21 protein-coding genes are annotated in these 23,790 nt (G+C 55.4%); 17 read left to right on the top strand and 4 right to left on the bottom strand.

Going from position 1 to position 23,790, the window contains the following annotated elements; all coding sequences use genetic code 11:
• The first annotated feature begins 4 nt into the window (after positions 1 to 4).
• Positions 5 to 4,555: a patatin-like phospholipase domain-containing protein gene (locus tag RISK_RS02315; protein WP_047812612.1), complete on the top strand. Its 4,551-nt coding sequence runs from the start codon at positions 5 to 7 to the stop codon at positions 4,553 to 4,555.
• Between the two features lie 92 nt (positions 4,556 to 4,647).
• A complete protein-coding gene (locus tag RISK_RS02310) occupies positions 4,648 to 4,911 on the top strand; it encodes a hypothetical protein (RefSeq protein ID WP_150122466.1) in 264 nt (87 codons plus the stop codon).
• Here the strand turns inward: RISK_RS02310 and RISK_RS02305 are convergent.
• Positions 4,872 to 5,351 (bottom strand): bacterioferritin, encoded by a 480-nt coding sequence (locus tag RISK_RS02305; protein WP_047812725.1) that lies wholly within the window; start codon positions 5,349 to 5,351, stop codon positions 4,872 to 4,874. The genes RISK_RS02310 and RISK_RS02305 overlap by 40 nt on opposite strands.
• Before the next feature lie 149 nt (positions 5,352 to 5,500).
• Here RISK_RS02305 and RISK_RS02300 point away from each other — a divergent pair, with 149 nt between their 5' ends.
• From RISK_RS02300 to RISK_RS02285, 4 genes are all read left to right on the top strand, one after another.
• Complete coding sequence (locus tag RISK_RS02300) at positions 5,501 to 5,872, top strand: hypothetical protein (RefSeq protein WP_047812610.1); 372 nt, start codon at positions 5,501 to 5,503, stop codon at positions 5,870 to 5,872.
• A gap of 200 nt (positions 5,873 to 6,072) precedes the next feature.
• Entirely contained in the window at positions 6,073 to 7,731 is a 1,659-nt protein-coding gene (locus RISK_RS02295; protein WP_236695961.1) for a sensor histidine kinase, read from the top strand.
• Positions 7,732 to 7,866: 135 nt separating this feature from the next.
• On the top strand, positions 7,867 to 8,307 hold the full coding sequence (locus RISK_RS02290) for a response regulator (RefSeq protein WP_083434743.1): 441 nt from the start codon (positions 7,867 to 7,869) through the stop codon (positions 8,305 to 8,307).
• Positions 8,308 to 8,473: 166 nt separating this feature from the next.
• Positions 8,474 to 8,812 carry a zinc ribbon domain-containing protein YjdM gene (locus RISK_RS02285; protein WP_047812609.1) on the top strand — a complete coding sequence of 113 codons (339 nt, stop codon included), beginning with the start codon at positions 8,474 to 8,476 and terminating at the stop codon, positions 8,810 to 8,812.
• 163 nt (positions 8,813 to 8,975) lie between these two features.
• Here the strand turns inward: RISK_RS02285 and RISK_RS02280 are convergent, their stop codons facing one another.
• Positions 8,976 to 10,448 carry an ATP-binding protein gene (locus tag RISK_RS02280; RefSeq protein WP_047812722.1) on the bottom strand — a complete coding sequence of 491 codons (1,473 nt, stop codon included), beginning with the start codon at positions 10,446 to 10,448 and terminating at the stop codon, positions 8,976 to 8,978.
• A 460-nt stretch (positions 10,449 to 10,908) separates the two neighbouring features.
• Between RISK_RS02280 and RISK_RS02275 the strand changes: the two genes are divergently transcribed.
• The 9 genes from RISK_RS02275 to RISK_RS02220 all read left to right on the top strand — a co-directional run bounded on the left by RISK_RS02275 (position 10,909) and on the right by RISK_RS02220 (position 19,884).
• Positions 10,909 to 12,366 carry a sigma-54-dependent transcriptional regulator gene (locus tag RISK_RS02275; protein ID WP_047812608.1) on the top strand — a complete coding sequence of 486 codons (1,458 nt, stop codon included), beginning with the start codon at positions 10,909 to 10,911 and terminating at the stop codon, positions 12,364 to 12,366.
• Positions 12,363 to 13,274 (top strand): universal stress protein, encoded by a 912-nt coding sequence (locus tag RISK_RS02270; RefSeq protein ID WP_047812607.1) that lies wholly within the window; start codon positions 12,363 to 12,365, stop codon positions 13,272 to 13,274. Before RISK_RS02275 ends, RISK_RS02270 begins: the two co-directional genes overlap by 4 nt.
• 526 nt (positions 13,275 to 13,800) lie before the next feature.
• Positions 13,801 to 14,445, top strand: a complete 645-nt coding sequence (locus RISK_RS02260) for a hypothetical protein (protein ID WP_047812605.1) — start codon at positions 13,801 to 13,803, stop codon at positions 14,443 to 14,445.
• 136 nt (positions 14,446 to 14,581) lie between these two features.
• A complete protein-coding gene (locus tag RISK_RS02255) occupies positions 14,582 to 15,127 on the top strand; it encodes a hypothetical protein (protein ID WP_047812604.1) in 546 nt (181 codons plus the stop codon).
• A 146-nt stretch (positions 15,128 to 15,273) separates the two neighbouring features.
• The gene (locus RISK_RS02250) at positions 15,274 to 15,651 is read left to right on the top strand and encodes a hypothetical protein (protein WP_047812603.1); all 378 of its coding nucleotides are present in this window, start codon (positions 15,274 to 15,276) and stop codon (positions 15,649 to 15,651) included.
• Between the two features lie 56 nt (positions 15,652 to 15,707).
• On the top strand, positions 15,708 to 15,866 hold the full coding sequence (locus tag RISK_RS32075; RefSeq protein ID WP_160311389.1) for a hypothetical protein: 159 nt from the start codon (positions 15,708 to 15,710) through the stop codon (positions 15,864 to 15,866).
• Positions 15,867 to 15,965: 99 nt separating this feature from the next.
• Positions 15,966 to 17,054 (top strand): hypothetical protein, encoded by a 1,089-nt coding sequence (locus RISK_RS02240; RefSeq protein WP_047812601.1) that lies wholly within the window; start codon positions 15,966 to 15,968, stop codon positions 17,052 to 17,054.
• 405 nt (positions 17,055 to 17,459) lie between these two features.
• Positions 17,460 to 17,951, top strand: coding sequence for a DUF6714 family protein (locus RISK_RS02235; protein ID WP_236695960.1), 492 nt, complete (start codon positions 17,460 to 17,462; stop codon positions 17,949 to 17,951).
• A 985-nt stretch (positions 17,952 to 18,936) separates the two neighbouring features.
• A complete protein-coding gene (locus RISK_RS02220) occupies positions 18,937 to 19,884 on the top strand; it encodes a universal stress protein (protein WP_047812597.1) in 948 nt (315 codons plus the stop codon).
• 178 nt (positions 19,885 to 20,062) lie between these two features.
• Here RISK_RS02220 and RISK_RS02215 read toward each other — a convergent pair whose 3' ends face one another.
• On the bottom strand, positions 20,063 to 21,022 hold the full coding sequence (locus tag RISK_RS02215; protein WP_236695959.1) for a universal stress protein: 960 nt from the start codon (positions 21,020 to 21,022) through the stop codon (positions 20,063 to 20,065).
• Positions 21,023 to 21,327: 305 nt separating this feature from the next.
• Between RISK_RS02215 and RISK_RS02210 the strand changes: the two genes are divergently transcribed.
• Both RISK_RS02210 and RISK_RS02205 read left to right on the top strand, forming a co-directional pair.
• Positions 21,328 to 21,789: a beta-lactamase hydrolase domain-containing protein gene (locus RISK_RS02210; protein WP_047812720.1), complete on the top strand. Its 462-nt coding sequence runs from the start codon at positions 21,328 to 21,330 to the stop codon at positions 21,787 to 21,789.
• A 123-nt stretch (positions 21,790 to 21,912) separates the two neighbouring features.
• On the top strand, positions 21,913 to 23,307 hold the full coding sequence (locus tag RISK_RS02205; RefSeq protein ID WP_083434742.1) for an MBL fold metallo-hydrolase: 1,395 nt from the start codon (positions 21,913 to 21,915) through the stop codon (positions 23,305 to 23,307).
• Positions 23,308 to 23,359: 52 nt separating this feature from the next.
• On the opposite strand, the gene RISK_RS02200 is transcribed toward RISK_RS02205, so the two are convergent.
• Positions 23,360 to 23,752, bottom strand: a complete 393-nt coding sequence (locus RISK_RS02200) for a CoA-binding protein (RefSeq protein ID WP_047812595.1) — start codon at positions 23,750 to 23,752, stop codon at positions 23,360 to 23,362.
• Positions 23,753 to 23,790 lie beyond the last annotated feature (38 nt).

Here is a 23,790-nt window from a genome sequence, read left to right as displayed (position 1 = left end):
TCCAATGAATCGCTCAAACGCGCACAAAGATCCAACAGACGCCGTTGCGTCGTTCAACGAAGAAGTCGCCAAGCCGAAACAATGGCAATTAGAGGAATGGGAATGCATCGCAACTCGCCGGCAAAAGGCTTATGCGTCCTTCTCCAGCAGGCAAGAGGCATCCCTCAAAGAAGAACCGAAGAACCTCACCGGATTGGCTCTTTCGGGCGGTGGGATTCGTTCGGCATTGTTCAACGATGGATTTTTGCAAGCGTTGTCTCATCGTGGATTGCTGAGATACGTCGACTATCTCGCCAGTGTGTCAGGCGGTGGCTACATCGCTGGCCACCTGATGGCTCAAAGTGACAAGACCTCTGAGAAGTGTTTTCACGACGACCCTGATCGAGCTGCCCTCGGACGCGATCCCGTCACCGGTAAAATCGCGAACGATCGACTTCCCGGCATCGGCGGGTACCTGAGTCGTCCCCTGGAATTCATCCCCGCCTACCTCTGGTCATTCTTCTTTTCGCTCGCTTTCTACCTGGGGATTGTCGGCGTCATTTCGACGGTCGCCGCACTCTTTTGGAGATCATTCGACAACATTCAGTTCCGTGAAATCTACTCCAGTTCACTCGGGCTGAACCAGTTTGGTGATGAACTGACGATTGCTTTTCTCCCCACTCTCTTTGTGCTCCTGTTATTGGTGACGAGCGAACTCATCCTGACGGTCTGCCGCTTCTCTTCAAAGCTCAATGGGCAACGATTGATCAAGATCCATCGTTGGTTTCGTGCCACCACGCTACTCGCCGCAGTATTCGCCGCTTTGACATCCATCGCGATTTTCCTTGGCAATGGAAAGTCGTTTGTCGAATCTGGCACCAACACACTCTATCTCAATCGATACGTCCAGTACTTTGCCATCACCGCTGGCGTGATCCAGGTGCTCGTCTTCTTGGGCAGAGACCGTCTGTTTCGGTCCGAACGAGGCGAAGCCAAAGGTTGGCAACGGCATGTCCAGTACGCCGTGACCACGCTCGTGATCATCACCATGGTGTTCTCCATGGTGCACTGGATGGGCCGAGAAAACATCAGCAACTACACCGAGTACCGTGACCCGCATCTTGTTGTCGGTGACGTCCAGGACTGGAAACGACTGCAGGCCATTGGTGCGACCTATCCGAATGAATCAAACATCAATCTGCAGACCTTCGATTCCGAAAAAGTCAACCTGACAAAAGTTCAACGCGAAGTCGATTTTCGATCCGACCAAATTGCGCCCAAAGGTCGATGGCATCTCGCCGTCGCCAAGTCCCGACTCAACCTTTTCGGCAACGACAAGATCAAGGAATCCGATCTATCGGAACCTTCTCCGCCCGCTGTCCAAGGTCTCTTGGAGCTGAGTCAAGATGACAGCGATGAGAACAAGGTTGCGGTCTATCAGGCGGGAACAGAAACTTGGCTGCTTCCCAAACGTTTGCTCGCCGCCGCTTATGGCTATTGGCAGTGTGTTGTGATGGGGCACAAGATCAAAGGCACAGAAAATCCTAACACGGATCGGGCTATTTCGAAGGAGGGTACTCAACCGGCAGGTCCCCCTCCCAATTCGGTTCCCTCCACTGAATCGCAAGACGCTAGTGACACGGACACGAAACCGAAATCGTCTGAGTCAACGTCGGAAGTAAAAAACGAAGCGACGCCAAACATGAGCGTCTACGAAACGGTCGATGACATCATTGCGGCGTACAGGCTTAAACGCGCCCGGCAAGAAAAGTACTTGATTGGCTTCAATCAATTTTTGGACCAGCCCGAATTCACTCAGTTCCTACTGAGCCGAATCAATCTTCGCCTAGCCCCCCAAACCGCACCCCCAACCGGCGAGGCTGCAGCAGCGGAAAATTCGTCCATCAACCTCAACCAGTTCCTGACTTCGAGCGCACTCCAACTCACAGACAGCCAAAGGAAAAGCCTGACAACACATTTCCACAGTTTGAACCTTGACGCTCCCGCCGCACCATCCGAGGAAGGCTCTCCGAACGATGCCTTCCTTGAGCCCGCCGTGGTCAATCGGCTTTTGCTGGAAGGACTCTATCCAGCGGTGATTCAGCGTCATGATGTCGCAAGCACCCTCGTTGTTCCTCCCCACGATCAACGCACACGTCAACGTTGGTTGATCGGATGGACGTTGCTTTTGTTTGTCGGTTTGATCGGCGGACTCGGCCCTCACCGCGTTGCCACGGTGTTCCATTTCTACCGTCGGCAATTGACAGCAAACTTTCTCGTCCCCACCGACAACCCCGATCTTCAGTACGGTGAGAACCCCCTCAAATCAGTGCAGCCCTACGAAGACGGGCTGCCCTACCCACTGATCCTGGCTGGTGCACTCAAGCCTTCGTCACGCAACGGCAGCTACCGGGTTGCGGCACGCCCCTTCGTCTTCAGCCCCCTTTACTCGGGTTCCTTTGAAGACGGTGAGGAGCCCTTTGACAGTGAGCAACTGAGTTTTGGCCGCAATCCCAAAACCCCACCACTCACTCTCGCCGACGCAGTGACCCTCTCGGGCGCTGCCATCACTCCGCTGATGTCTCAAAACCGATGGTTGACCATCATTCTGGATTTTTTCAACACCGGGATTGGGCAACGAGTTTGCCGCACCGATCGGACGAAGGCGAACACCAAACCCTCCTCGGATCGCTGGCCTCTGCAGACACTGTTGGCGTGCTTGCTGATTGGCTTGGTTTACTGGCAATACATCGGATTTGGTTGGTCGCTCGCGTTGGTGTTCGCCACGACCGCCCTGTTCTGTCAGTGCTGGAGTTTCTTCATCGGATCACCGGGATGGATTCGAGCACTCACCTTTCTTCCTGAAACCTATCACGAAGTCCAATTCAACCAGAACCAATCGTTTTACATCGCAGATGGAGGGTACGTCGACTATCTCGGGGTGAGCGAACTGCTGAGACGGCGTTGCGAATTGATCGTCGTCAGCGATGCCGGAGCCAATGTTGGTGGAGATTCCCTGGGGACTCTGGCGCGGATGTGCCAACGTGCTGAGAGCGAGCAGGGCATCCGGTTCCTGGACCTGGATCACGAAGCACCCATCGACTTTGGCCGCCTCGAAATTGATGACCAAAGTCGCTTGGTCCATCAACCATTCATCTGCATGCGAGTTCGGTACCCTGAGCCGAATCGAGAAGAAGGGATGTTGGTCTATTGCCAAATGTCGATCACCGCATCGGACCCCATTGAGATCAAGAACATCCGCAACTTGTTCCCCTCGTTCCCCGACGAACCAACGGTGAACCAGTTCTACAACGACAAACAAGTCGCCGCCTATCGTGCACTGGGTTATCACATCGGCAAACGTTTTTGCAGCGAACTGTACCCGTGGTTCGATGAACGTTCCAAGCTTCCCCCACAGGGAGCAACTGCCAGAAAATCCAGCCCACCGAAACAGGCCACGTCGCATCGCAAAAAAGACAAAGCCTCCAAGTATGAGAGCTTTGTCAAGACTTTGAAGAACGGGTTCCCCGACACGCAATTGGGAACGCAACTTCCATCCCAGCAGCCACTCTTTCGCATCGTTGGCGAACGTCTGCTGACCGCTTATCGCTTGGCCTGTTACCAGGAGATCACTTACAACAAGGACGACATCTTCGGGGAAGCCGTTTGGACGGGTGGAGAAATTGCTTTTCCCTCGTTGCCGTGGGAAATCCAGCAGTTTTCTGCCGAACAAGAATTGGAATACGATCTATCGAATCACTGGTTGAAGCGTTACGAACTCAACCCGGATCTGCGAAGCGCCTACCGGGCCGCCGTCATCGAAGACATCAATTCTCTCGGTGTGGAAGCGGATTCCTACTGCGGGGCACTTTGGACAGCCCTTCGGGAGCGACAAGGAAAAGGAACCGCTCTCGAGGCTCACTTGGCAGCCCACCTGACATGCATCGCGGTTGCCTGCCAGGAAATCCACCGCGGAAGACCCAATGCAGCATTCCAAGTCGGTGGACGAGACAAGCTGATCGACCTGTGTGATCGCATCGCAAATCAAATCGCCAAAGTCGCCCCTGTCCAATTCCGACACACCAGCATTGACCAGATCTTCAAGGACCTGGATGGCACGATCGCGGAACTGATCGAAATGGAGCGGTCCATCTTTCAAGGCGGCGAACACGTCGCGACCATCTCCTTTGCTCAGTGCATGAGTTCCGCGTGGGGGCGAATGGCTCGAGAGTTTGAAATGCAGTCCAAGCAAGCCGAGACGATCAGCGATTTCACCTTTGCACAACGACTCTTTCAAACCGATGGCCTGCTCGGAATGTTCGAGCAACGTGGAAATGAAACCCCACAATCCATTGAGACCTTTGATCTGATCACGGCTGAAATCCGTCACCAACTTGACATCGGCATGAAGGAAATCCGCTTGAAGGCCATCCGCAATGGTCTGGCCAAATCGTGGTACACAGGATTCTTCAACGCCAAACAATTGGAATCGTTCAAGACATCGTGGGGCGATTCTTCGGATGACAAAGCCCCCGAGACAAGCACTGCCAAGTCTCCCTCCCAAACCAAGAAATAGCCGCGACGACGAAGGCTTTCCAGCGATCGCAGCGAACTTTGGCGGAGCGACATTTGTCGCTTCCGCTTCCTCAACTCGTGATTGGAGCAGCCATGACCTACGACGACGATGTCATCGTTCGCTACCACGACGAGATGACGTTCGTCAACGCGACCGTCGAGGGTGAACTTCCCACAGCAACGATCCAATCACTCGCAGCAGATCGACGGTCCAAGTTGGCTCGCGTCGAAAATTGGCAGGACAACGCCTCGGTCATCGACGAGAGCGTCGCAACATTGCCGGCGGCCGACTCCCTGATCGATGCATGCAACCAACTCTATTCGTCCGAGTTCGCTGGCATGTGCTTGGCGATGTAGGATGGTTCCCCCATCCGCTCCAGCAAATCCAACTGCAGTTCCAACCAACCGGCGTGACCTTCTTCATCCACCGCAATTCGTTCGAACAATTGGCGAGTCCCGATGTCACGGTCTTCGCTCGCTTGAATCGACGCCGTGGTGTAGAACTCGATCGCTTCCTTTTCGTCGGCCAAGTCGGATTCAAACATCTCTTTCAATGACTTTGCCTGCACAGGCGTTTTCTGCATCGCCACGTTGGGGCTTCCGTTCAGAAACAAAATCCGGTTCAGGAAGTCTTCCGAGTGCCCCAACTCCTCTTGCAATTCTTCCCGCATCTTGGACGCCAACAGGCCCATTCCCCAATCGTCCAGCACACAAGCATGCAACTGGTATTGGTGGGTCGCGGTCAGTTCCATGCCCAACGCTTTTTGCAGGTTCTCGATCGTTTGTGTTTTACTCATCATTCTTCTCAAATTGTGTTACGAAAAAACAAAATCAAGCGTCGTCGGAGACTCGATCCCCACCCATGTAATATGACCAAACGAGCGTCTCATCAACCAACCCAAACGTCTCGGTCCACCGAGATTCGTTTTTCCAGCAAGATCCCCGTATGGAACCACCGACATCCAAGAACGAACTGCCCGATCATCACTGCCCGGTGTGCGGAAAAAAACAGCGCGTCTTCCTTCGCTACCCGTGGCACATTTGCAACGAATGCCTGAGCCTCGCAGAAGATGGCGATGGGCGTCGCTTGGCATTTGGAAACACAAGTGCTTCTGGAGGCCTCTGTTACAACTACCCCGAAGAACCAGAACTGGCTGCTCAAATTTGTTACTCGGTCATTTGCCTGATTCACCGACGGCCCGTGCTTGTCACGGAAGCTCGCTTTGGCGGCGTGGTGGCACAACCGTTGCCATCATCGCATGTCGTGACCAAGGACAAACACGGCTGCGTCGAATTGACACGCCGCACCATCCATTGAGAAAGGTGGAGGGAATGAGCATCGCGGGAACCCTTCGGGGCGCCGATCAATGAACGAACAAGATGCACGGCCAACGCCATCACTTGCGTTTGCTTGCGGCACGCAACAAAATGCAGAAGTTTCGGTACAAACAACCCGCGGCAATCCATCCAATGCGTACATCCACGCTCGTTCTATGCATTGGCCTCTGCATTGCTACCGTGTCGATCATCAGCTTTTACATGATCTCGGTTGAACAACAGCGTCATGCCGTCAACGAGCTGGCGGCGAAAGTGACTGACACCACCGAACGTCTTGAACATGAGATCGGTTACGGAGGGCTGATCCACAACTTCAAGAACTACGTGCTGCGCCCAGATGAGCCAGAGCACTACGAGAAAGCCCTCCAAAACGCGAGGAATGCAAACCGGCTGATTCGCGAATTGGAACGGATTGATCAAGGCCCGATTCAAGGTGCTCCGCTTCCACAAACCACACGCATGATCGCGCAATACGCGGGGCAGTTGATCGTCGTCCGCACCATGGCGGACAACAATGCCACGGCCCGTGAAATCGATGCTGCTGTTCGTTTCAACGACACTTCGACTCTCAACGAGTTGGAGGCGACCATGCATTCCCTTCATCAATCCTGTCGCGTCGAAGCCGAACGACTTGAAAAGCACACGCAAACGCTGATGCTTCTCAACATCCTTCTCGGAATCGGCACCGCGATCACCTTGTCGGCGGTGAGTATCCGCCAACATTTGAAAGACCTGCAGAATCAGGTGGTCTACATTCAGCTGTTGGGTGAAAGTGGGGGCATTTGGAATTGGAATCGACAAACCGACGAGGTCCAGTACGGACCCAAATTCCGTCAAATGCTCGGTTACGAGGGCACTGACCGGCAATCCTTCGCTGAGAATTTCCATGCAATCCGCGACCGTCTTCATCCAGACGACCTCGCCTTGTTCTTAGAGAATCTCACCACGCAACTCGATTCCCGCGTTCCCTTCAGCATCGATGTGCGGATTCGTCATCGAGACGGGCATTGTCAGTGGTATCGCGTGCATGCTCACACGCTGTTTGACCGATCAGGAAGCCCAATCCGGACCGCGGGTACCATCTTCAATGTGGAAGACAGAAAAAAGTACGAGCAGGAACTGCAAGAGAGCAATCGCGAACTTCAGCGGTTTGCGTCTGCCGCGTCGCATGATTTGCAGGAACCCCTGCGGGCGATCACCGGATTCAGCCAACTGTTGCAACAGCGGCACGCCGCTTCGCTCGATGAAAAAGGCCAGGGCTACCTCAAGCACATCATCGCCGGTGTGGGTCGCATGAAAGCACTGATCGACGATATTTTGAGTCTGTCTCGAGTCGGGCAATCGGAACTGGAATTCGCGGAAATCGAACTCAAACCCTGCGTCGACACCGCCCTTCAAAACCTTTCTCAATTGATCCAAGACACCTCTCCCGAAATCCTGGTCGCGGAACTGGGAACCGTTCACGGCCACGCAGGTTTCTTGGCAGAACTGTTTCAAAACTTGATTGGCAATGCGATCAAATTCCGCAAACCAGGCGAAACAGCAAAGATCGCGATCGACTGCCAGACCGATCAATCGCAGCACCTGATCACAGTCACTGACCAAGGGATCGGGATTGCAGAAAAGCACCACGACCAGGTTTTTGAACTTTTCAAACGCCTTCACCGCCGAGAACAAATTCCGGGCACAGGCATTGGCTTGGCCCTGTGCAAACGAATCGTCGAACGCCACCACGGCACCATCTCGCTGGTCTCCGAAGAGGGCGTAGGAACTTCCTTCCGAATTTCTCTTCCCAACAACATCCAACCCAACAACATCCAAGCAGGTGGGCAGGAATGATTGGGTTGAATCCCGTGAGCCGTTTGGGCGTTCGCCCCGGTTGTGCGTGGGAACCGTGGCGAACGCCAGGCGGCTCACCGACCCGATGACACCTGCGTACCTGCTAGCACTCCACTTCCAATGCAAAACCTCCACATGTTGAATCAAGGAAAGCCCATCGACATCCTCTTGGCCGAAGACAGCGAAACCGATGCGGAACTGACCATCGATGCTCTGCAGCAAGGCGAACTCCGCAGCAACATTCACCACGTTTGGGATGGAGAAGAAGTCCTCCAGTTCCTTCGAAAGGAAGGCAAATACAAAGAGGCAGTGCGCCCTGATCTCATTCTGCTGGATCTCAATATGCCCCGCATGGACGGGAGAGCCGCACTGAAAGAAATCCGTTCCGACGACAAACTCAAATCCATCCCGGTCGTGGTCCTGACAACATCCAGCCATGATTGTGACATCGACGAATCGTACGGCTTGGCCGCCAACAATTACATCGTCAAACCGGTCGATCTGGTTCAGTTCTTTGACGTCATTCAGAGCGTCCAGCACTTCTGGGCGAACGTGGTCAAACTGCCGTCGAAGTAGAACAGGCGGGGTTACTCAGTGTCGGAAGTGCAGGTCAACGGATGACGCATCGAAGAGGATTTGAATGGCCAAGGTCACCTAAAAAGGGGGCCCACTACGCGCCACCGCTCATTTTGCAACAATGGGTCTTCGCCGTTGTCCGATCCTACAAACCCAATTCACAAAGATGAGTGACCTGCCGAACTGCCCTGAATGCGAGGGCACTTTCACCTACGAAGACGGCATTTTGCTGGTCTGCCCAAGCTGCGGCCATGAATGGTCGCAAGCGGATGCCGAGGCCGCTGCGGAAGCAGACATCGTTCGCGATGCCAACGGGAACGCACTCGAAAACGGCGACACCGTGGTTGTGATCAAAGACTTGAAAGTCAAAGGCGCTGGTCAGACCGTCAAAGTGGGCACCAAGGTCAAAAACATTCGCCTGGTCGATGGCGATCACGACATCGACTGCAAAATCGATGGGATCGGTGCCATGGGACTGAAGTCGGAATTTGTCCGCAAGGCCTGAGCGCGCCGCTCGGCATCTGCACCGTTTGAAACTCGGTGGCAGCGTTCCCTCCTTCAGCGAACGTGGGCAAGTCGCCCGCGAAAACCAGTTTGGATCCAAGGTCAGCTCGCAGCGCCGATCACCGTGCCCCCAAAAACACGTTCGCTGGAACGGAAGTCACCGTTCACGTGAGCGTGACTTCCCGGATCGCCGATGGGGTCTCTGCCGTTTCTCGCGGCATGCAAATTTGAATCCTGGTTCCTGACGCCTGAGTGAGCGCGGTGACCGTGCCCCCGTGAGCTTCGATGATGCGTTGGCAGATCGGCATCCCCAATCCAGTCCCGGTGGGTTTCGTTGTGTAGAAAGGTTCGAACAGGTGCGTGGCCTGCTCTTGATTGAGGCCCGGACCATTGTCCGAGACACTCAGGCAGACTTGATCGCTGGTGCACTCACAATGAATTTCAACCCGGACGGGGTCTTCCGTCGCCTCCAATGCGTTGAGAAACAGATTGCGAAAAACCTGCTCCATCCGACAGACATCCACGACCGCGAGGTGCTCGCAATTCGACATCTCCTCCATCAACTCTGCGTCCCGGTGCTCTCGCTTGGATTCCAGATCGCGCCAAGCCCGACGCCAAACATCTCTCAGATCAACACTCTCCAATTCAGTCTGAATGGGTGCCGCATAGGCTCGTACACTTTCCAGCAGTGTTGCGAGATCTGATGCGGCTCGTTGGATCGCGGTCACTTCTTCTTCCGAGTCTGCGTTGCCGTGGACATTCATGGCCAAGACTTCGGAGGCCGCTTTGATCCGCTGAATCGCATTGCGACTTTCGTGAGCCAAAGCCGCGACGGTTTCTCCAATCGCTGCCAAACGCTCCGCACGAACGACTCGCTGATTCGCTTCGCTCAGATCGGAAACATCGATGCCGATCGACAAAATGAACTGAGCCCTTCCATCGTCATCCTGCAGCTTGGAATTCGACCAACGAATTTCACGAGCCTCGCCGTTCTTGCAGTGAATTCGATTGGTGAACCCGCGAGACGCCCCCAGTCTCACCGTCGTTTCAAAGAGTTGTCCGACCCGCTGAATGTCCTCGGGAAAAACACATTTCTCCAACCAGTTCTCGCCAATCAATTCCTCCTGAGACCAGCCCGTCAATTCGGTCAAAAAACGGTTGAAGTGAATCACCTGACCATCAAAATCCAGCACCAAAATGACAGCTTCGGCGGTCGCCTGAAGCCGCTCCGCAAAGGCATGCTCCTTTTGAAATTGTTGCTCCAAAATTCGTCGGTCAAGAATCCGCCGGGCTGTTGCAATGAGGTCCTCCGGAATGATCGGTTTGATCACGTAGTCCGAAATCCCCTGCCGAAAAGCATCGATTGCTGCCTGCAGATCACTGTACCCGGTCACCACAATGACAGGTGTCTTCGCACTCGCCACCAACAACTCCTGCAAACGATCTTCAATCAGCCCGTCGGGCAGTCGTCGGTCCGTCAAGATCAATCCGAACCGCTGTTTGCCAAGAGCCTCCAAGGCCTCGTGGACGGATCCCGTGGTGGTGACGTCAAATCCGCCAACGGACAACACGTCGGACAGCGACTCTGCTGAGTCTGCATCGTCTTCGATAACAAGAATGTGATTGAGAACACGCATGTGAATCCTGGACCACGAATGGCAACGGTTCGCCCAGGAGGCGAAGTGGCTGCTGTTCGCTGATCGGAAGTGAAAAGCGGAAGTGACGAGTGGGAGACTGAAGCAAGCAGCGAGGGTTGCCTGCTTGGGCACGAGCGGCATTTGGCCAAGGCGAAAGCCAACGCCCAGCAAAACGCGAATGACCAAACGCGAACGATGTGCCATGGCGAAGCAGCGATCTGAGCGACCGAAAAAAGCCACGCCTGCAGTGATCGCATCGCCCCATTTTCCATCACCGTATTCGCTGGCGTCCCTCCCTGAACACGTCGCTCGTGCCATACCGCACACCAAGTGCCCCCAGCCGCACACTCGCAACCCCTGGAGGGCTGATTCACCGTGATTCTGACACTGGAACAAAGATCGCAGAAGGAGGTGGTCCAGCCCAGATTCCCGACCAAAACTTGATTGCCTGAACCACGCCATGAGCCAAACCATTCAATTGCTACTCGTCGATGACGAAGATGACTATCGGCGCAGTTGTGGCAAGTTCATGGAGCGGATGGGGCACAGGGTCCGATTGGCGGCGAGCGGTGCCGAAGCGATGGCCTTGCTCGACCGCGAAGATTTTGACGTGGCTGTGTTTGACATCGACATGCCGGGGATGAGCGGATTGGAATTGATGCAGCGCGTCCAAGAGGAAGCCTTGGATGTCGAAGTCCTTTTCTTGACGGGCAAAGGAACCATCGAAGCCTGTGTGCAAGCGATGCAGATGGGCGCCTGCGACTTTTTGACCAAGCCATGCTCACTGGCTGATTTGGAACATCGCGTGCAACTTGCCCGCCAAAGAGGGCAACTCCGAAAAGAGAACCAACAACTCAAAGCCATCGTGACGCGAAGTCGTCCATCCCCCAGGTTGATTGGCAAGTCTGCGGCGATGAAGGAACTCACACGGATGATTTCGAAAGTTGCACCGACTCGCAAACCGGTGCTGATCGAGGGAGAAAGTGGAACAGGCAAAGAAGTGGTGGCTCGCGCCGTCCAACAACAAAGCGATCTATCGGACCAACCTTTTGTGACCGTCAACTGCGCCGCCTTGCCACAGCAGCTGGTCGAAAGTGAACTGTTTGGTCATCAAAAGGGATCCTTTACCGGAGCAACCGCCGACAAACCGGGGCTGTTCGAAATCGCCGATGGCGGGACGCTGTTCATCGACGAGGTCGGCGAATTGCCGCCCGAATTGCAACCCAAATTGCTGCGGGTGCTGGAAGACGGGTCCCTCCGCCGGATCGGCTGCCACCGCGAACGCAAGGTGAAGGTTCGCTTGATCGCCGCGACCAATCGAGACCTGACCGAAGAAGTCAAAGACGGACATTTTCGAGAAGACCTCTTCTACCGAATCAATGTTTTGACGCTGAGATTGCCTCCGCTGCGGGAGCGTGAAGGTGACATCGATCAACTCCTCCAGCACTTCCTACCGCCGGAATGGTCCGTGGACCCAGAAGCTCACAAAACGCTGATTCAGTACCACTGGCCTGGAAACGTTCGCCAGCTGATCAATGTCATTGAACGTGCGACGATTTTGGGCAACGATCAAAGGATCACGATGGAGGACTTGCCGCGGGAACTCCTTCACCCAATCGCCCGATCGACTGCCGCACACACCTCACCCAACCGGATCGTTCGAGAAACGAACCAATCGGGCGCGACTGCCAACGAGGCTTTCGCCAATGGCTTGCCAACCAAAACGGCCCCCCATCTCGCGCTCGGCGACAGCAACCTCAAAGTGGACGACCTTGTCAAAGCCCACGTGCTCAAGGTTCTCGAACAACTCGGTGGAAACAAAGCGAAAGCGGCTCGGCACTTAGGAATTCATCGCCGTAAACTGTATCGTTTGCTCGAACGCTTCGAACAAAACTTGCCCTCGGAAGAAATCATATGAGCGAACCCAAACAGGCTCCCTTGAATACGCTGGTCGGAATGGATTCTTCGCCGCCGGCCCGCAACGCATTGGAAGCTTTGGCACTGTCGCGAGTTTCGAAAGCATGCGAGGTTTCGCTGGCCACCGTTCTCCCAGAACCCTCGCTGTACCAAGTCGATGAAGCCGACCTGTCTTGGATCCCCCAAGAAGTCATCGATTCTCAAATCAAAGCCGAGCAGGCGCACCTGAACAAACTGATTCAAGAATTTGGCTCCCACTTCGCCTCTTGCCAGTCACTGGTCACGCAAGGAAACGCCGGCCGCGGATTGCTGGAATTGGCGGAACAGATTTCGGCGGACTGGATCGTGCTGGGGTCGGTTGGGCACTCCGCGATTGCAAGAATCATGCTGGGAAGCACTTCCGACTATGTGGCCAACCGCGCCCCGTGCACGTGCCTGATTCATCGCCCCGTTGATCCGCCGCTGGACACAACCGAAGGCATGTTTTCGCGCGTGGTGGTCGCCATCAGCAATGCCGCCCCCGACTCCAGTTTGCCTGGCTGGATCGAGTCGCTGCAATTGCAGCCTGGATGCGAGGTTCACCTGTTGCACGTGATGGAAACGCACCCGGAATACGAACTTCATTTGCTGAAGAAGGTCTCTGCCTACATGGAAGAGGTTCGCTCGGCCGCGTGGAAGCTGATGGAATCCACACGACCTCATTTGGAATCCTTGGGCATGAAAGTTCAACCGATGCTGGTGGAGTCCGCTCACGTGGGGCAAACCATCGTCGACTACGCCGACTCACACCAATGCGATTTGATCATCGTCGGCGACCAAGACGAATCCCTGATCGAGCGTGTCATGCTGGGAAGCGTCAGTCGCTTCGTCCTCCGACACGCCTCTCAATCAGTCCTCGTTGCTCGCTAAGGAACGGTCGGAAAACAACGGTTCACTTGCGAGAAGCTCCTTGCCACGCCCGCGGCATCCTTCCTTTGTCATGCCGTTTTGATCCCGGAAGGGGTTCAAGAGAGTCGGCGTCGGGAATCGATTGCTCCACTTCCCAACCCAACGGCGCCGCGCCAGCAAGCCGACGCCCCCTCTCCCCCGAAACGCGTTTCGGGGGAGAGGGCAAGGGTGAGGGGGCTTCCCCTGCGGATGGCCCCACGCTGATCTTCGTTCCGATCCACACCACTGCCGAGTCCGTCCGACCAACCGCGAAGCCAGCCTGGCTCACTGGCTTGTTCTCCCCAAGCGAATCCGCTGAATTGGATTGCATCCCCCCGGCGAATCCGACAAACTGGACGCATCCCAACGGGGGGAGCCCCCGCTGAGAACAAGTCTCCGCGGAGTCAAAGCACCCGACTTGTTCTCACCGAAGAACCTGCGAAAACACTCCTGAAACACCTATTCTCAGTCGGTCCGACGGCTGAGAAACAAGTTACCCGACTAAACCATGAGTGACACGTCGATTTTCATCTGGTTGATTGCAGTCGCCGTGGGCGTCCTCGGGTGTATCCCCTGGTTGATCGTCTCTGCTGCAAAAAAACGCTGGCGTAGTCTGGGCATTCAGATTGCCGCTCCGGTCTTGCTTTTCGCGGCGCTCCTGTTGGTCACACGATTGATCGACCACGCAGGATACCGCTCGTACCTGAACAACGTTTACGATGCCTCGGTCGTTCTCGGGCCTCCAGTCTTCGAGTACAATTCCGAACGTTCGTTCAATGGCGATGGCTACTCATTTGAAGTGTATAAACTTCCGGATTCCGTACGTTCGCGACTTCAGGCTCCCGACGGTCGCCTGTTTGCCGATTTTCCCAAAAGGCCAACATACCGCGATCATTGGGAAACCAAACATTGGCGTGAGGCTCCGCTGGACCCGGCATTCTCTGAGGATCTCTCTTTCGCGCTCTCGTCCTACGACGAAAGCAAGGCAACAGGTCTTACGGAACACTTCGACAATATTCGTTCTTCGATAACTCGGAACGGAACATTTTACTCATGCTTCAAATATGATCCGGGAGATTATCCGGGCAATATTGATTTGTTCATTGTAGACCTTCACGCCGGACGCATTTACCATATCAATCACAATACATGACGTCCAACCTCCAAACTTGATACTCGACGGATAACAAAACATTGAACCGGAGTGGCGAACATGCCGGTTTTTGAAATCAACGTCAACCGTCGCCACCCGGTTAATGTAACCGTTCGTCGACGAGGAAAGTGTCCCGATGTTTCACGTTCCGACCGACGACAGATGGGACGCGCAGTCGATTGCGGAATTGCTCCGCCACCGCGACCTTGATGCCGGTACTGTCGACGACACTGTGCGGATCACATTGCCCCTAACGCAACCGCGTTCATTCGTCGGCAACCTGGTTTGGAAGCTGTTTCGCCCCAGCCCACTGAAAATCACGATCTTTTATTCCCCCGAGAAATTCGTTCGCAACGTCGACCTAGAGTACGACGTATTAAAGATATCGATGGATTGCCCGTGCTTTGACGACATAGCGGAAGCAATGCGTCAACGTGGCTATCTAGCTGACGATGATCGCGAAATCGCCGCCCGATACATCCCAGGTTCTATCGAACTGGCCAAGCTATTTGACGCGATAGATGAATTGCAGATTCAGAAGGAAGACCTTGTCGCAGAGCAAGATTTGGAGAACGCCGTGATCGTACTGGACAAAGAAGAGGAGATTCGCAGCAAGATCGATTCTATGCTATTCAATTCAGTGAGCCGATCAAGAGCCTCAGAAAACCGCGACGAACCATGAGATGCGAGGGAGGACGGCGTGCGGCGCTTGCTAGAATGGAACATCAACTCTCCGTGCCCCGTGATGTCCGACGTTCGTTGGACGGAAGATTTTGCTAGACCTCAGAAATGAATGCACGATTTTCCATAATCGCGTGGCTTGCTCTCGTGCTTTTGAGCTCGATCGCGATGTACCTGATGCGAGGCCCGAATCTACGGATTCAGTACCACGACAACGTCAGCGGTTGGGCAAGCGAACAGATTGATGGCGTGGCCACATGGCGACGAGACTGGACGACGCTCGATCAAGGTCCGATTCAGTATTCAGATCGCAACGCAGACGGTAGAATTGACACACGATTCGAACAGAAACGCGAGTATGCAATCGTCTCGTTTGACCGCGACCACGATGGATTGTTTGAGGAACAGTGGGTTCAGAGGCTCAGCAACGTTCGAGTCTACGCTGCAAATGTGTCACCGATTCAACGTCCCGTCCCTGATGCAATCGCCAATGAACCACCCGAGTCGCCGAGCCAAGCGTTTTAACAATGGAAGATCTCCCGCGGCGACCGGTGATGTTCGTCGGACGAAGATTCCGTTGCATGACCATTCTCAAACGGCCATGGTTGATCGTTGGGATGGCGGTCCTTCTGGTCGCTTCCTCGTTCGTTGGGCGTGTCGTCTACGTCTGGTGGCACATCCCAGAGGCTTACGCTGCATGGGACGCCGGAGATACGCTGCTTTGGTACATGCAACGCTGAGGGACAGAGCACCTTTTCGCGGGTTGACTTTCGGGATGGACACACAAATAACGATTGGATGGAGTTTGACGCTGGTTTCTTCTTTGTGAGGTTGCGTCGATGGTTCGTCTTGCCCGCTGTGAAGTGTTTGATCCCGATGAGGTGGCGGTGGCCCATGTTTGGAACCGCACCTGTCGCCGCTGTTTCCTGTTGGGCGATGATTCCGTCTCCGGCAAGAACTTCGATCATCGAAAGGTTTGGATCGAAGACTTGCTGCACCAATTCGCGGCTGAGTTTGGGATCGACTTGCTGGGCTTCGCGATCCTCTCAAATCACTTTCACCTGATTCTTCGTACGCGTCCCGATGTCGTGGCGTCCTGGAGTGACGAGGAAGTGGCCGCTCGCTGGTGCCGAATCTGTCCCCACAACCGCAAGCCCGACGGCAGCCCGGCTGAGCCGACCAAGCCAGAAATTCGTGCCATTGCTGGCTGCCCAGTGAAGCTGGCCGAGATTCGCCAACGGCTGTCCAGCCTGAGTTGGTGGATGCGGTTGCTGTGCCAGCGGGTCTCGATGCGGGCCAACGCCGAGGAAGACGAGAGCGGCCGGTTCTTTCAAGATCGCTACAAAGCGACACGGTTGGTGGATGAAGCCAGTTTGCTGGCGTGCTCAGCCTACGTGGATTTGAACTTGATTCGGGCAGCCATGGCCCAGACGCTCGAAACCAGCGATCACACGTCGGTGCAGCGTCGGATCGAAGCAGCTCAGCAGGACGTTGCCCAGGCGCAGGACGCCACCCAAGCACTGAAGGAAGGGCCGGATCGGCAAACCAACCGTCCCGATGCGTTCCTGTCTCCGCTCACCATCGACGAAGCGTCCGATCCAATCGGCCCTGACCCGTCGCCGCTTCGTGATCGCTGTAGCGAAAAGGGGTTCCTGGCAATGTCGTTGGTGGATTACCTGGAACTGCTGGACTGGACGGCCCGTCAGTCGATCCCAGGCAAAGGGGGCACGACGCCGGCTTCCGTTGCGGCGGTGTTGAAGCGTTTGGGTCTGGACGGGACGGTTTGGTGTGAACTGGCGGGCAACTTTGGCCAGCTGTTCGGCAATGTTGCCGGGCGTCCCGAGAGCGTTGATTCGATACGCAGTCACCGGACGCAGCGACGGTATCACTTGCGACGTCGCGCACGCGAGTTGATGACGACCGCTTAGCCGCCCCTCACGCTCGACTTTTGCCGTTCGGCCACCGATTGGCCTGATGGTCTAGTGGCGCTGCAGCCGAAACGGATCAGAGCGAACGGGCTCAACAGCTGGCGACGCTCCGGAACCGCTCTCCATGCAGGCAACCACAAGCCAACTTGAAACACGATCTCTTCGAGGCACCCCGGAAAAGTGCTCTGTCCCCAGTTGGCTCGCAGTTGGCTCAACTGTCCCTGCCCGGCCTTGCCGCGTCCCGGGCATTCCAAGAATCGTATCTGGTAGACTCTTTCTAGCGAACCAGACGTCCTGATTCGCGTCCCCGACCAACCCAGTGCGGCGACAAAGTTCAACGCACGATCTATCCATGCACCTCCTGTGCCTCCATCGATCGCAATTCGTTATCCGTCAGGCAGACGGATGAATTCTTCGACTGACCTAATACGCCGCACCGAAGAGATGTTTGACCGCACCTCTCTTCTTGAAGGCGGGATATCTCTTCGTGAGGCCATCGTCATGGACAACTATGGCACCATGACCGAACGCAAGGAAGCGCGAACCCAGGACGAACTCACCGATTGGCGTCGTCTTGTCGGTACGGACCATCTGAAGCGTCACGTCGATGCTGGCGCACTGTGCTTTGTGGATGCATTGGGAATGCGGTTCTATTTGCCTCCGTGCTTTGTCACAATCTTGCCATTGGATAATCCTGACGACTGTCCCGAGATCTCTCGTGCCGTGCTTTTCCATCTGTCGGGAGCAGACGAGCAGTTTGCACTACTGAACCAACGGCAAACGGTGTTGATTCGCGACATCCTGCTACACTGGGAGCAGAAAACGGACCGGTGGCATCGACGAAGTGTTGCAGAGGCAATTCGGTCGGTCGCTCGAAGACTAAGCACACAATACTGATGAACCAGCGGATGCACGTGAGTCGCCGAGCTGAGTTTATTGAAGTGGTCAGTCGTTCGCGGCGACGACGTGATCCATATCGTTCGATCCAAAAACCAAGACTCAGGCAACGATCGCCAGGCACAGGCATGGACATCACTCTGGAGGATTTGACCCGAGATCCCCTCTCAAATTACGTCATCGAGCACTATCACGGACTGCTAACGGAGGTCGAGCAGAACGCTGTCTCTGCGCTGAACCTGAAATTCAAATCCGATCATAGTTCGAGTCCAGGTCTTCGACTTCAATTGATTGAACGCAGAGGATTGCCGGCGGATCCTGAGGCGGAAAGAATTTTTGACTTAGGTTTCGTCAGGGGCAGGCAGGAGGTGCGTGAAAATGCATTGAAGCGTGAGCTGGATCAAATCTTCCTGAACTACTGTAGGAATTGCCAACGACTATGCCGTACGCCGTTGGCCCGGATGTGCGTTCATTGCGGCCACTCCTGGCACGACACTACGGTCGAATAGCCGATGGATTGCTCGGAAGTCGGGCATCACGCGTTTTGACAGATCAAACTTTTTACGGCCCGACCCCGTGAATCCAAACGTGGAGCCTTTTTCACGTCTGACCAGCGGATAGATCACAATTCGTCATCCGACTGGCATCTTCCAATATTCAAGACGACGTCATCGATCGGCTCTTGGGAAAGACCTCCGAGGTGCAACTGACCTCGTTCACTCGCAATCGTTTCTGCATCCGATCACGATGGTTGAGGCAGCCGTCCGTGGCGGAGCACGAGCTCTCGAGGTTGTGTGCGTTTGGACAGCCCGGGGACACAGCGATCGCCTGGCAAGCGTGCCATCCTGTCACACATTTCGTTCCGTTTCCTTGATTTTCCCGATGGCCTGAAGGTTGCAACTCTGACCCGAACATTGCGAGCCGGATCGTCCTGAACCCTCGCGATGTCATACCAACTGGACACTCTCTTTCTGGGAACTGAACGATGCGAATTCTACTGGCTGTTGATTCTTCGACTTACGCACAGCGGGCTGTCGAATTTGCATCTCACCTGCCGTTTCGAAAACCCGTTGATTTCGATTTGGTTTCGGTCGTCGCTCCGCCCATGATGGTTGACACTGGATCGATGGCGATGCCCTTGGACTTCGGCGCGTTCTTGGACATTGAAACCGACCGCAACCGAGAAGCGATTTCAATTCTGGCAAAGGACTTGGAGTCCCAAGATCACGTCCATTCGGTGCACACCCACGTGCCAATTGGGCCCCCGACCTCTTCCTTGCTGGACGTCGCCGAACAGTCCAACGCCGACCTGATCGTGCTGGGTGCCATTGGTCACTCGGCCATCGAACGAGTCTTGCTGGGCAGTGTTTCGGATTACGTGGCAACTCACGCCGACACCAGTGCCCTGGTCGTGCGTTCCCCCAAAGAAGCCAGCGTGGAACCAGGATTGCAGAAAATCATGCTGGCGCTTTCGGGACACCCGGAAGACGAACGCATGCTGTTGTGGCTGAAAGAACTCAAAGTCCGTCCCAACGTTGAGATCCACCTGGTTCGCATCTTGGATCGGTTCACGTTTTATCGACAGGACCTGCGTCGGCACGCTTCGGAAATTTGGGAGTCGCAGTACGAACAAGCTCAAACTCAGATCTTGAATTTTGAAACCAAACTGCAGGCCCTGAGCCTGAACACGGAGACACACTTGGTCGAAGCCGACCACGTTGGCGAAGCCTTGGTTGAATATTCGCGGCGGCATGGTTGCGACTTGGCCGTGACGGGCGACAGCGACAGTGGGTTGCTCACCCGCGTGTTTTTGGGCAGCACCTCACGTTACGTGCTTCGCCATGCAGACTGCAGCGTGCTGATCGTTCGCGACAAAGAAGATCGCGTCCAAGCTCACCGTCAGATTGCTGAGCAATCCATGACCGGCACCTGAGCCCGTCACTCAGCGAGATCCAACCATCGCCTGTTCGGTGTGCCATGCCTGGCCGCTGAGCAGGCTCGTTCACCGAGCCTGCAAAGGCCCATTTTCAGTCCACAAAGTTCAAACAAAAAGTGCCCGTCGAGTGAACGACAGGCACTTTCGTAGGAACGCTTCGTCCATCCTCCGCCATTCAGCTGAGTGCTGTTTTGGAACTGGATTCCACACGTTTGTGCTTCAGACCTTCGATCATTCGATTCCGAGTGATCCACACACTGCAGGGCACATGACGCAGCACGTACTGCGAAGTGCTTCCTAACAAGAATCGGCTGAACTGCGAACGAGGCGTTTCACCTAAGACAACCAGATTGATCCCGTGTGTTTCCACGAATCGAGTGATGGCTTCGCCGTAGTGAACGTCTTCCAGGAAGTGGGTGGTCACATGATCCGACACCTCTTCCAGCTGCTCTTTCGCGCCGGCCAATTCCTTTTTGTAGTGCTCAACGCAGTTCGAGTCGGCGTACACTTCATTCAGACAAGCCGCCACCAGAACCACGTTCAATTCGGTCTGACCTCGCCAAGGGCTTTCCATCAGCTCTTCGAGCGCAGCTTGGCAGGGACCGGTGCCCTCGTATCCCAGGCAAACCTTCAGCGGCTCCCCATTCGCTGGCAACCCTTCTGGACGAACCACCAACACACTGCAAGGTGCGTGGGTTGCCACGAAGTCGCTGATACTTCCCAGCAACATGCGGCTGATCTGGGAGTGCCCCGTCGCTCCCACCACCACCAAATCGGCTTTGATCTCCTTGGCCTTTTCAACAATTGACTCACCGACCACCCCTTCGAGCAGTTCCGTCTTCACCTGCACGTTGGCACCCTCAAACAGGAGCGCCACTCGCTCCAGGCTCTTCATGGCGTTCGCACGGTCCTGTTCGTAGGCCTTTTCAATCAACTCGTTGGTTGAATAGCTGGCGTGAACAAACCGCCGGTGCACCACCGAAACCACGGTCAGATCAACAGGATCAAAATGGGGAAGGCGAGCAACAAATTTCGCCGTTTCTTCCGATGGCTTCGACCCATCAATGGCTAGCAAAACATTGCGCATGACTTCGACTCCTAGAAATGAAATGCGATCCCAATTGACCAATGGCATCGCCCGATCGCTGGTAGCGGTGACCCAGCCACCAAAATCGCAATCTTGGTGCCAAAGCGTTCAAACTGGAATTTCGCGAAACAATCGCCCCGATGTGCGCTGATGGTCACACAAGTGAGACAGCAAAAAGCACAGTCTCTCCATCACGCTCTGGCCCCGTTTCCCGCGGCCAAAGCTCATTCACCACGCATCCGAGGGCCTTTTCACGGCCGGATCTGGAATGCCAGTTGCGTCGACTCCAGGCAGAATCCGCGGCTCGTTTTTCGAGCTTGCACCCCACCCAATCCCCGCACAAGGAATCAACCATGTCGAATCGAATGAAATTCAACGATCAACTCACCGTTGGAGCCCAGCCCAGCGAAAACGAATTGAAGCAATTGCCGGAGGAGGGCTTTCAATCCGTCATCAACTTCCGCACCGCCGGAGAAGAGGAACAGCCTTTGGCCCCGGACGCGGAAGGTGAAGTCGTACGATCGGCCGGATTGAAGTACCTGCACGTCCCAGTCTCGATGGATGGAATGGACGAACAGACGGTGGACCAATTCCGAGAGCAGTACCAGTCGCTTCCCAAGCCGGTCTTGGCCCACTGCAAAAGCGGCAAGCGGGCCGGGGCGATGATGATGATGCACACCGCGGTGGAGCAGGGTATCTCGGGCGACCAAGCACTCGAGCAAGCGAAGGAAATGGGGTTCGAGTGTGACAAGCCCGAACTGGAGCAGTTCGTGAAGCAATACGTCGACTCCCGAACCCAAGCAACCGCGAACTGACCCTCTCGGAACTCCAGCGGTGGTTCATTCGCTACTGCCGAGTCCAGCGACGTTCAGAGACGAACCTCGCTGGGCCGCCTCCTCCGACAACCTTTCCCTGACATTCAGGTGTGTCTGATGACCATGATCTTTGAGACGATTCAAACCGAGGGAATTGCACAACTGTCCTACCTGGTCGGTGACGACAGCACGGGAATCGCCGCGGTCATCGACCCTCAACCCAACGTGGAATCCTACATCCGTCTCAGCCGCCAGCACGGCGTCGCGATCACGCATATCTACGAGACTCACATTCACGCGGACTTCATGAGTGGATCGCGTGAGCTTCAGTCCAGACTCGGCAACGCGAAAATTTTCGCGAGCGGTGAAGGCGATGCCAGCTATGAATTCGATGTTCAGAAAGTTCATGACGGAGATTCGTTTGGCTTTGAATCCACCACGCTCACGGCTCGGCATACCCCGGGGCACACTCCAGAACACCTCTCCTATGAGCTGGCTGATTCGGATTCACCGAGTGATCCATGGGGCGTGCTCAGCGGTGACTCGTTGTTTGTCGGATCCGCCGGTCGCCCCGATTTGTTGGGATCCGAGGAAACCGACAAACTCACCCAGCAACTGTTCTCGACGCTCCGCGACTACTACCTGAGTCTCGCCGATCACGTCATCGTTTACCCGTGCCATGGTGCGGGCTCCGCGTGTGGAGCCAACATCGGTGAGCGGCCGATGACGACCATCGGCCAGGAACGCAAACACAATGCGTTCTTGCAGCATCAGGACTTCGATGAATTCGCAGAGTTTGTCAGCGAGGGCGCCCCTCCGGTTCCTCATCACTATCCGATCCTCAAAAAGATCAATGCGAAGGGGCCCCAATTGATTGGCAGTGCCCCCGTTGTTCCAGGCCTGCCTCCCAAACAATTTCAACAGGCGATCCAGTCCGGTGAAGCACAACTGGTCGACACACGTCAAATGCTTGCGTTCGGAGGAGGCCACATTGACGGTGCGATGAACTTAGGTGATCGACCTGAATTGTCGGTCTGGGCCGGCGACATGCTCGACTACGATCGGCCGATCTTGCTGGTTGTTGAGGATGACACTCGATTGGACTGGGTCTCTTGGCACTTCGCAATCGTTGGGTTGCGTCGTTTCGCAGGCTATCTCGTCGGCGGCATGAAGGCCTGGGACAATGCTGGCCTCCCACTTTCGATGACTCCCCAGCTCACCGTTCACGATCTGAAGAAACGTCCGAGCGAATTTCAGATCCTGGACGTTCGTTCGCCTTCTGAATTCCAATCCAACCGAATCCCAGGAGCGAAGCACCACTACGTCGCCGAGATGAGAGACGGTGTCAACGGCGAGTTGGATTTGAACCGCGATGATCCAGTCGCGGTCTACTGCGGCAGTGGGTATCGGGCGAGCATTGCCGCGAGTGTTTTGGAACGGAACGGATTTCAGCGTGTCCACAACGTTCCCGGCAGCATGAGTGCCTGGAAAAACGCGGGCTACTCGATCGAGAACTAGCCTGCAACGTCGACCGTCCATGCTGCCCCCCCAAACCCCTGCGACGCGCACGTCATTCGCGAGCGAGCAGCACCAAGATGCAACTGCCGTCGTCGATCACGGTGAGCCCGGCTTCGCGAGCCGCATGGCTGGCTTCGTCGTCCTCCGCACCGGGCTGCATCCACAGGTGACGCACCCCCGCTTCGATCGCGTCAGCGACCACTTTGCGAGTCACCTCCGGCGGAGTGATGATCGAAACGGCCTCCGGCACCGTCGGCAAATCCTGGATCCGCGGGTACGCCTGATGCCCCTCGATTTCCTCCGTGATCGGATTGAGAGGGTACGCGATCCGCCCCGATCCAATCAGAGCTCGGAAGACCTTGTTTCCGTACTTGTGCTGGCGAGCGGAAGCTCCCGCAACAGCAAAGGTTGGTACGGAGAGAAACGCAGCGATGGCATCGTTCATGGTTGGTCTTCGGGTGATAGGTCAGTGAGCTGATCGGA

The sequence above is a fragment of the Rhodopirellula islandica genome, assembly GCF_001027925.1.
Lineage (GTDB): Bacteria > Planctomycetota > Planctomycetia > Pirellulales > Pirellulaceae > Rhodopirellula > Rhodopirellula islandica.
This window is presented reverse-complemented; position numbering and strand designations above follow the sequence as displayed.

Coding starts and splice junctions, on each gene's coding strand:
- RISK_RS02315 (WP_047812612.1), top strand. CDS start 5: ATGAATCGCTCAAACGCGCACAAAGATCCAACAGACGCCGTTGCGTCG.
- RISK_RS02285 (WP_047812609.1), top strand. CDS start 8,474: ATGAGTGACCTGCCGAACTGCCCTGAATGCGAGGGCACTTTCACCTAC.
- RISK_RS02290 (WP_083434743.1), top strand. CDS start 7,867: ATGTTGAATCAAGGAAAGCCCATCGACATCCTCTTGGCCGAAGACAGC.
- RISK_RS02270 (WP_047812607.1), top strand. CDS start 12,363: ATGAGCGAACCCAAACAGGCTCCCTTGAATACGCTGGTCGGAATGGAT.
- RISK_RS02210 (WP_047812720.1), top strand. CDS start 21,328: ATGTCGAATCGAATGAAATTCAACGATCAACTCACCGTTGGAGCCCAG.
- RISK_RS32075 (WP_160311389.1), top strand. CDS start 15,708: ATGACCATTCTCAAACGGCCATGGTTGATCGTTGGGATGGCGGTCCTT.
- RISK_RS02215 (WP_236695959.1), bottom strand. CDS start 21,022: ATGCCATTGGTCAATTGGGATCGCATTTCATTTCTAGGAGTCGAAGTC.
- RISK_RS02310 (WP_150122466.1), top strand. CDS start 4,648: ATGACCTACGACGACGATGTCATCGTTCGCTACCACGACGAGATGACG.
- RISK_RS02300 (WP_047812610.1), top strand. CDS start 5,501: ATGGAACCACCGACATCCAAGAACGAACTGCCCGATCATCACTGCCCG.
- RISK_RS02275 (WP_047812608.1), top strand. CDS start 10,909: ATGAGCCAAACCATTCAATTGCTACTCGTCGATGACGAAGATGACTAT.
- RISK_RS02260 (WP_047812605.1), top strand. CDS start 13,801: ATGAGTGACACGTCGATTTTCATCTGGTTGATTGCAGTCGCCGTGGGC.
- RISK_RS02220 (WP_047812597.1), top strand. CDS start 18,937: ATGCGAATTCTACTGGCTGTTGATTCTTCGACTTACGCACAGCGGGCT.
- RISK_RS02200 (WP_047812595.1), bottom strand. CDS start 23,752: ATGAACGATGCCATCGCTGCGTTTCTCTCCGTACCAACCTTTGCTGTT.
- RISK_RS02305 (WP_047812725.1), bottom strand. CDS start 5,351: ATGAGTAAAACACAAACGATCGAGAACCTGCAAAAAGCGTTGGGCATG.
- RISK_RS02235 (WP_236695960.1), top strand. CDS start 17,460: ATGAATTCTTCGACTGACCTAATACGCCGCACCGAAGAGATGTTTGAC.
- RISK_RS02205 (WP_083434742.1), top strand. CDS start 21,913: ATGATCTTTGAGACGATTCAAACCGAGGGAATTGCACAACTGTCCTAC.
- RISK_RS02240 (WP_047812601.1), top strand. CDS start 15,966: ATGGTTCGTCTTGCCCGCTGTGAAGTGTTTGATCCCGATGAGGTGGCG.
- RISK_RS02280 (WP_047812722.1), bottom strand. CDS start 10,448: ATGCGTGTTCTCAATCACATTCTTGTTATCGAAGACGATGCAGACTCA.
- RISK_RS02255 (WP_047812604.1), top strand. CDS start 14,582: ATGTTTCACGTTCCGACCGACGACAGATGGGACGCGCAGTCGATTGCG.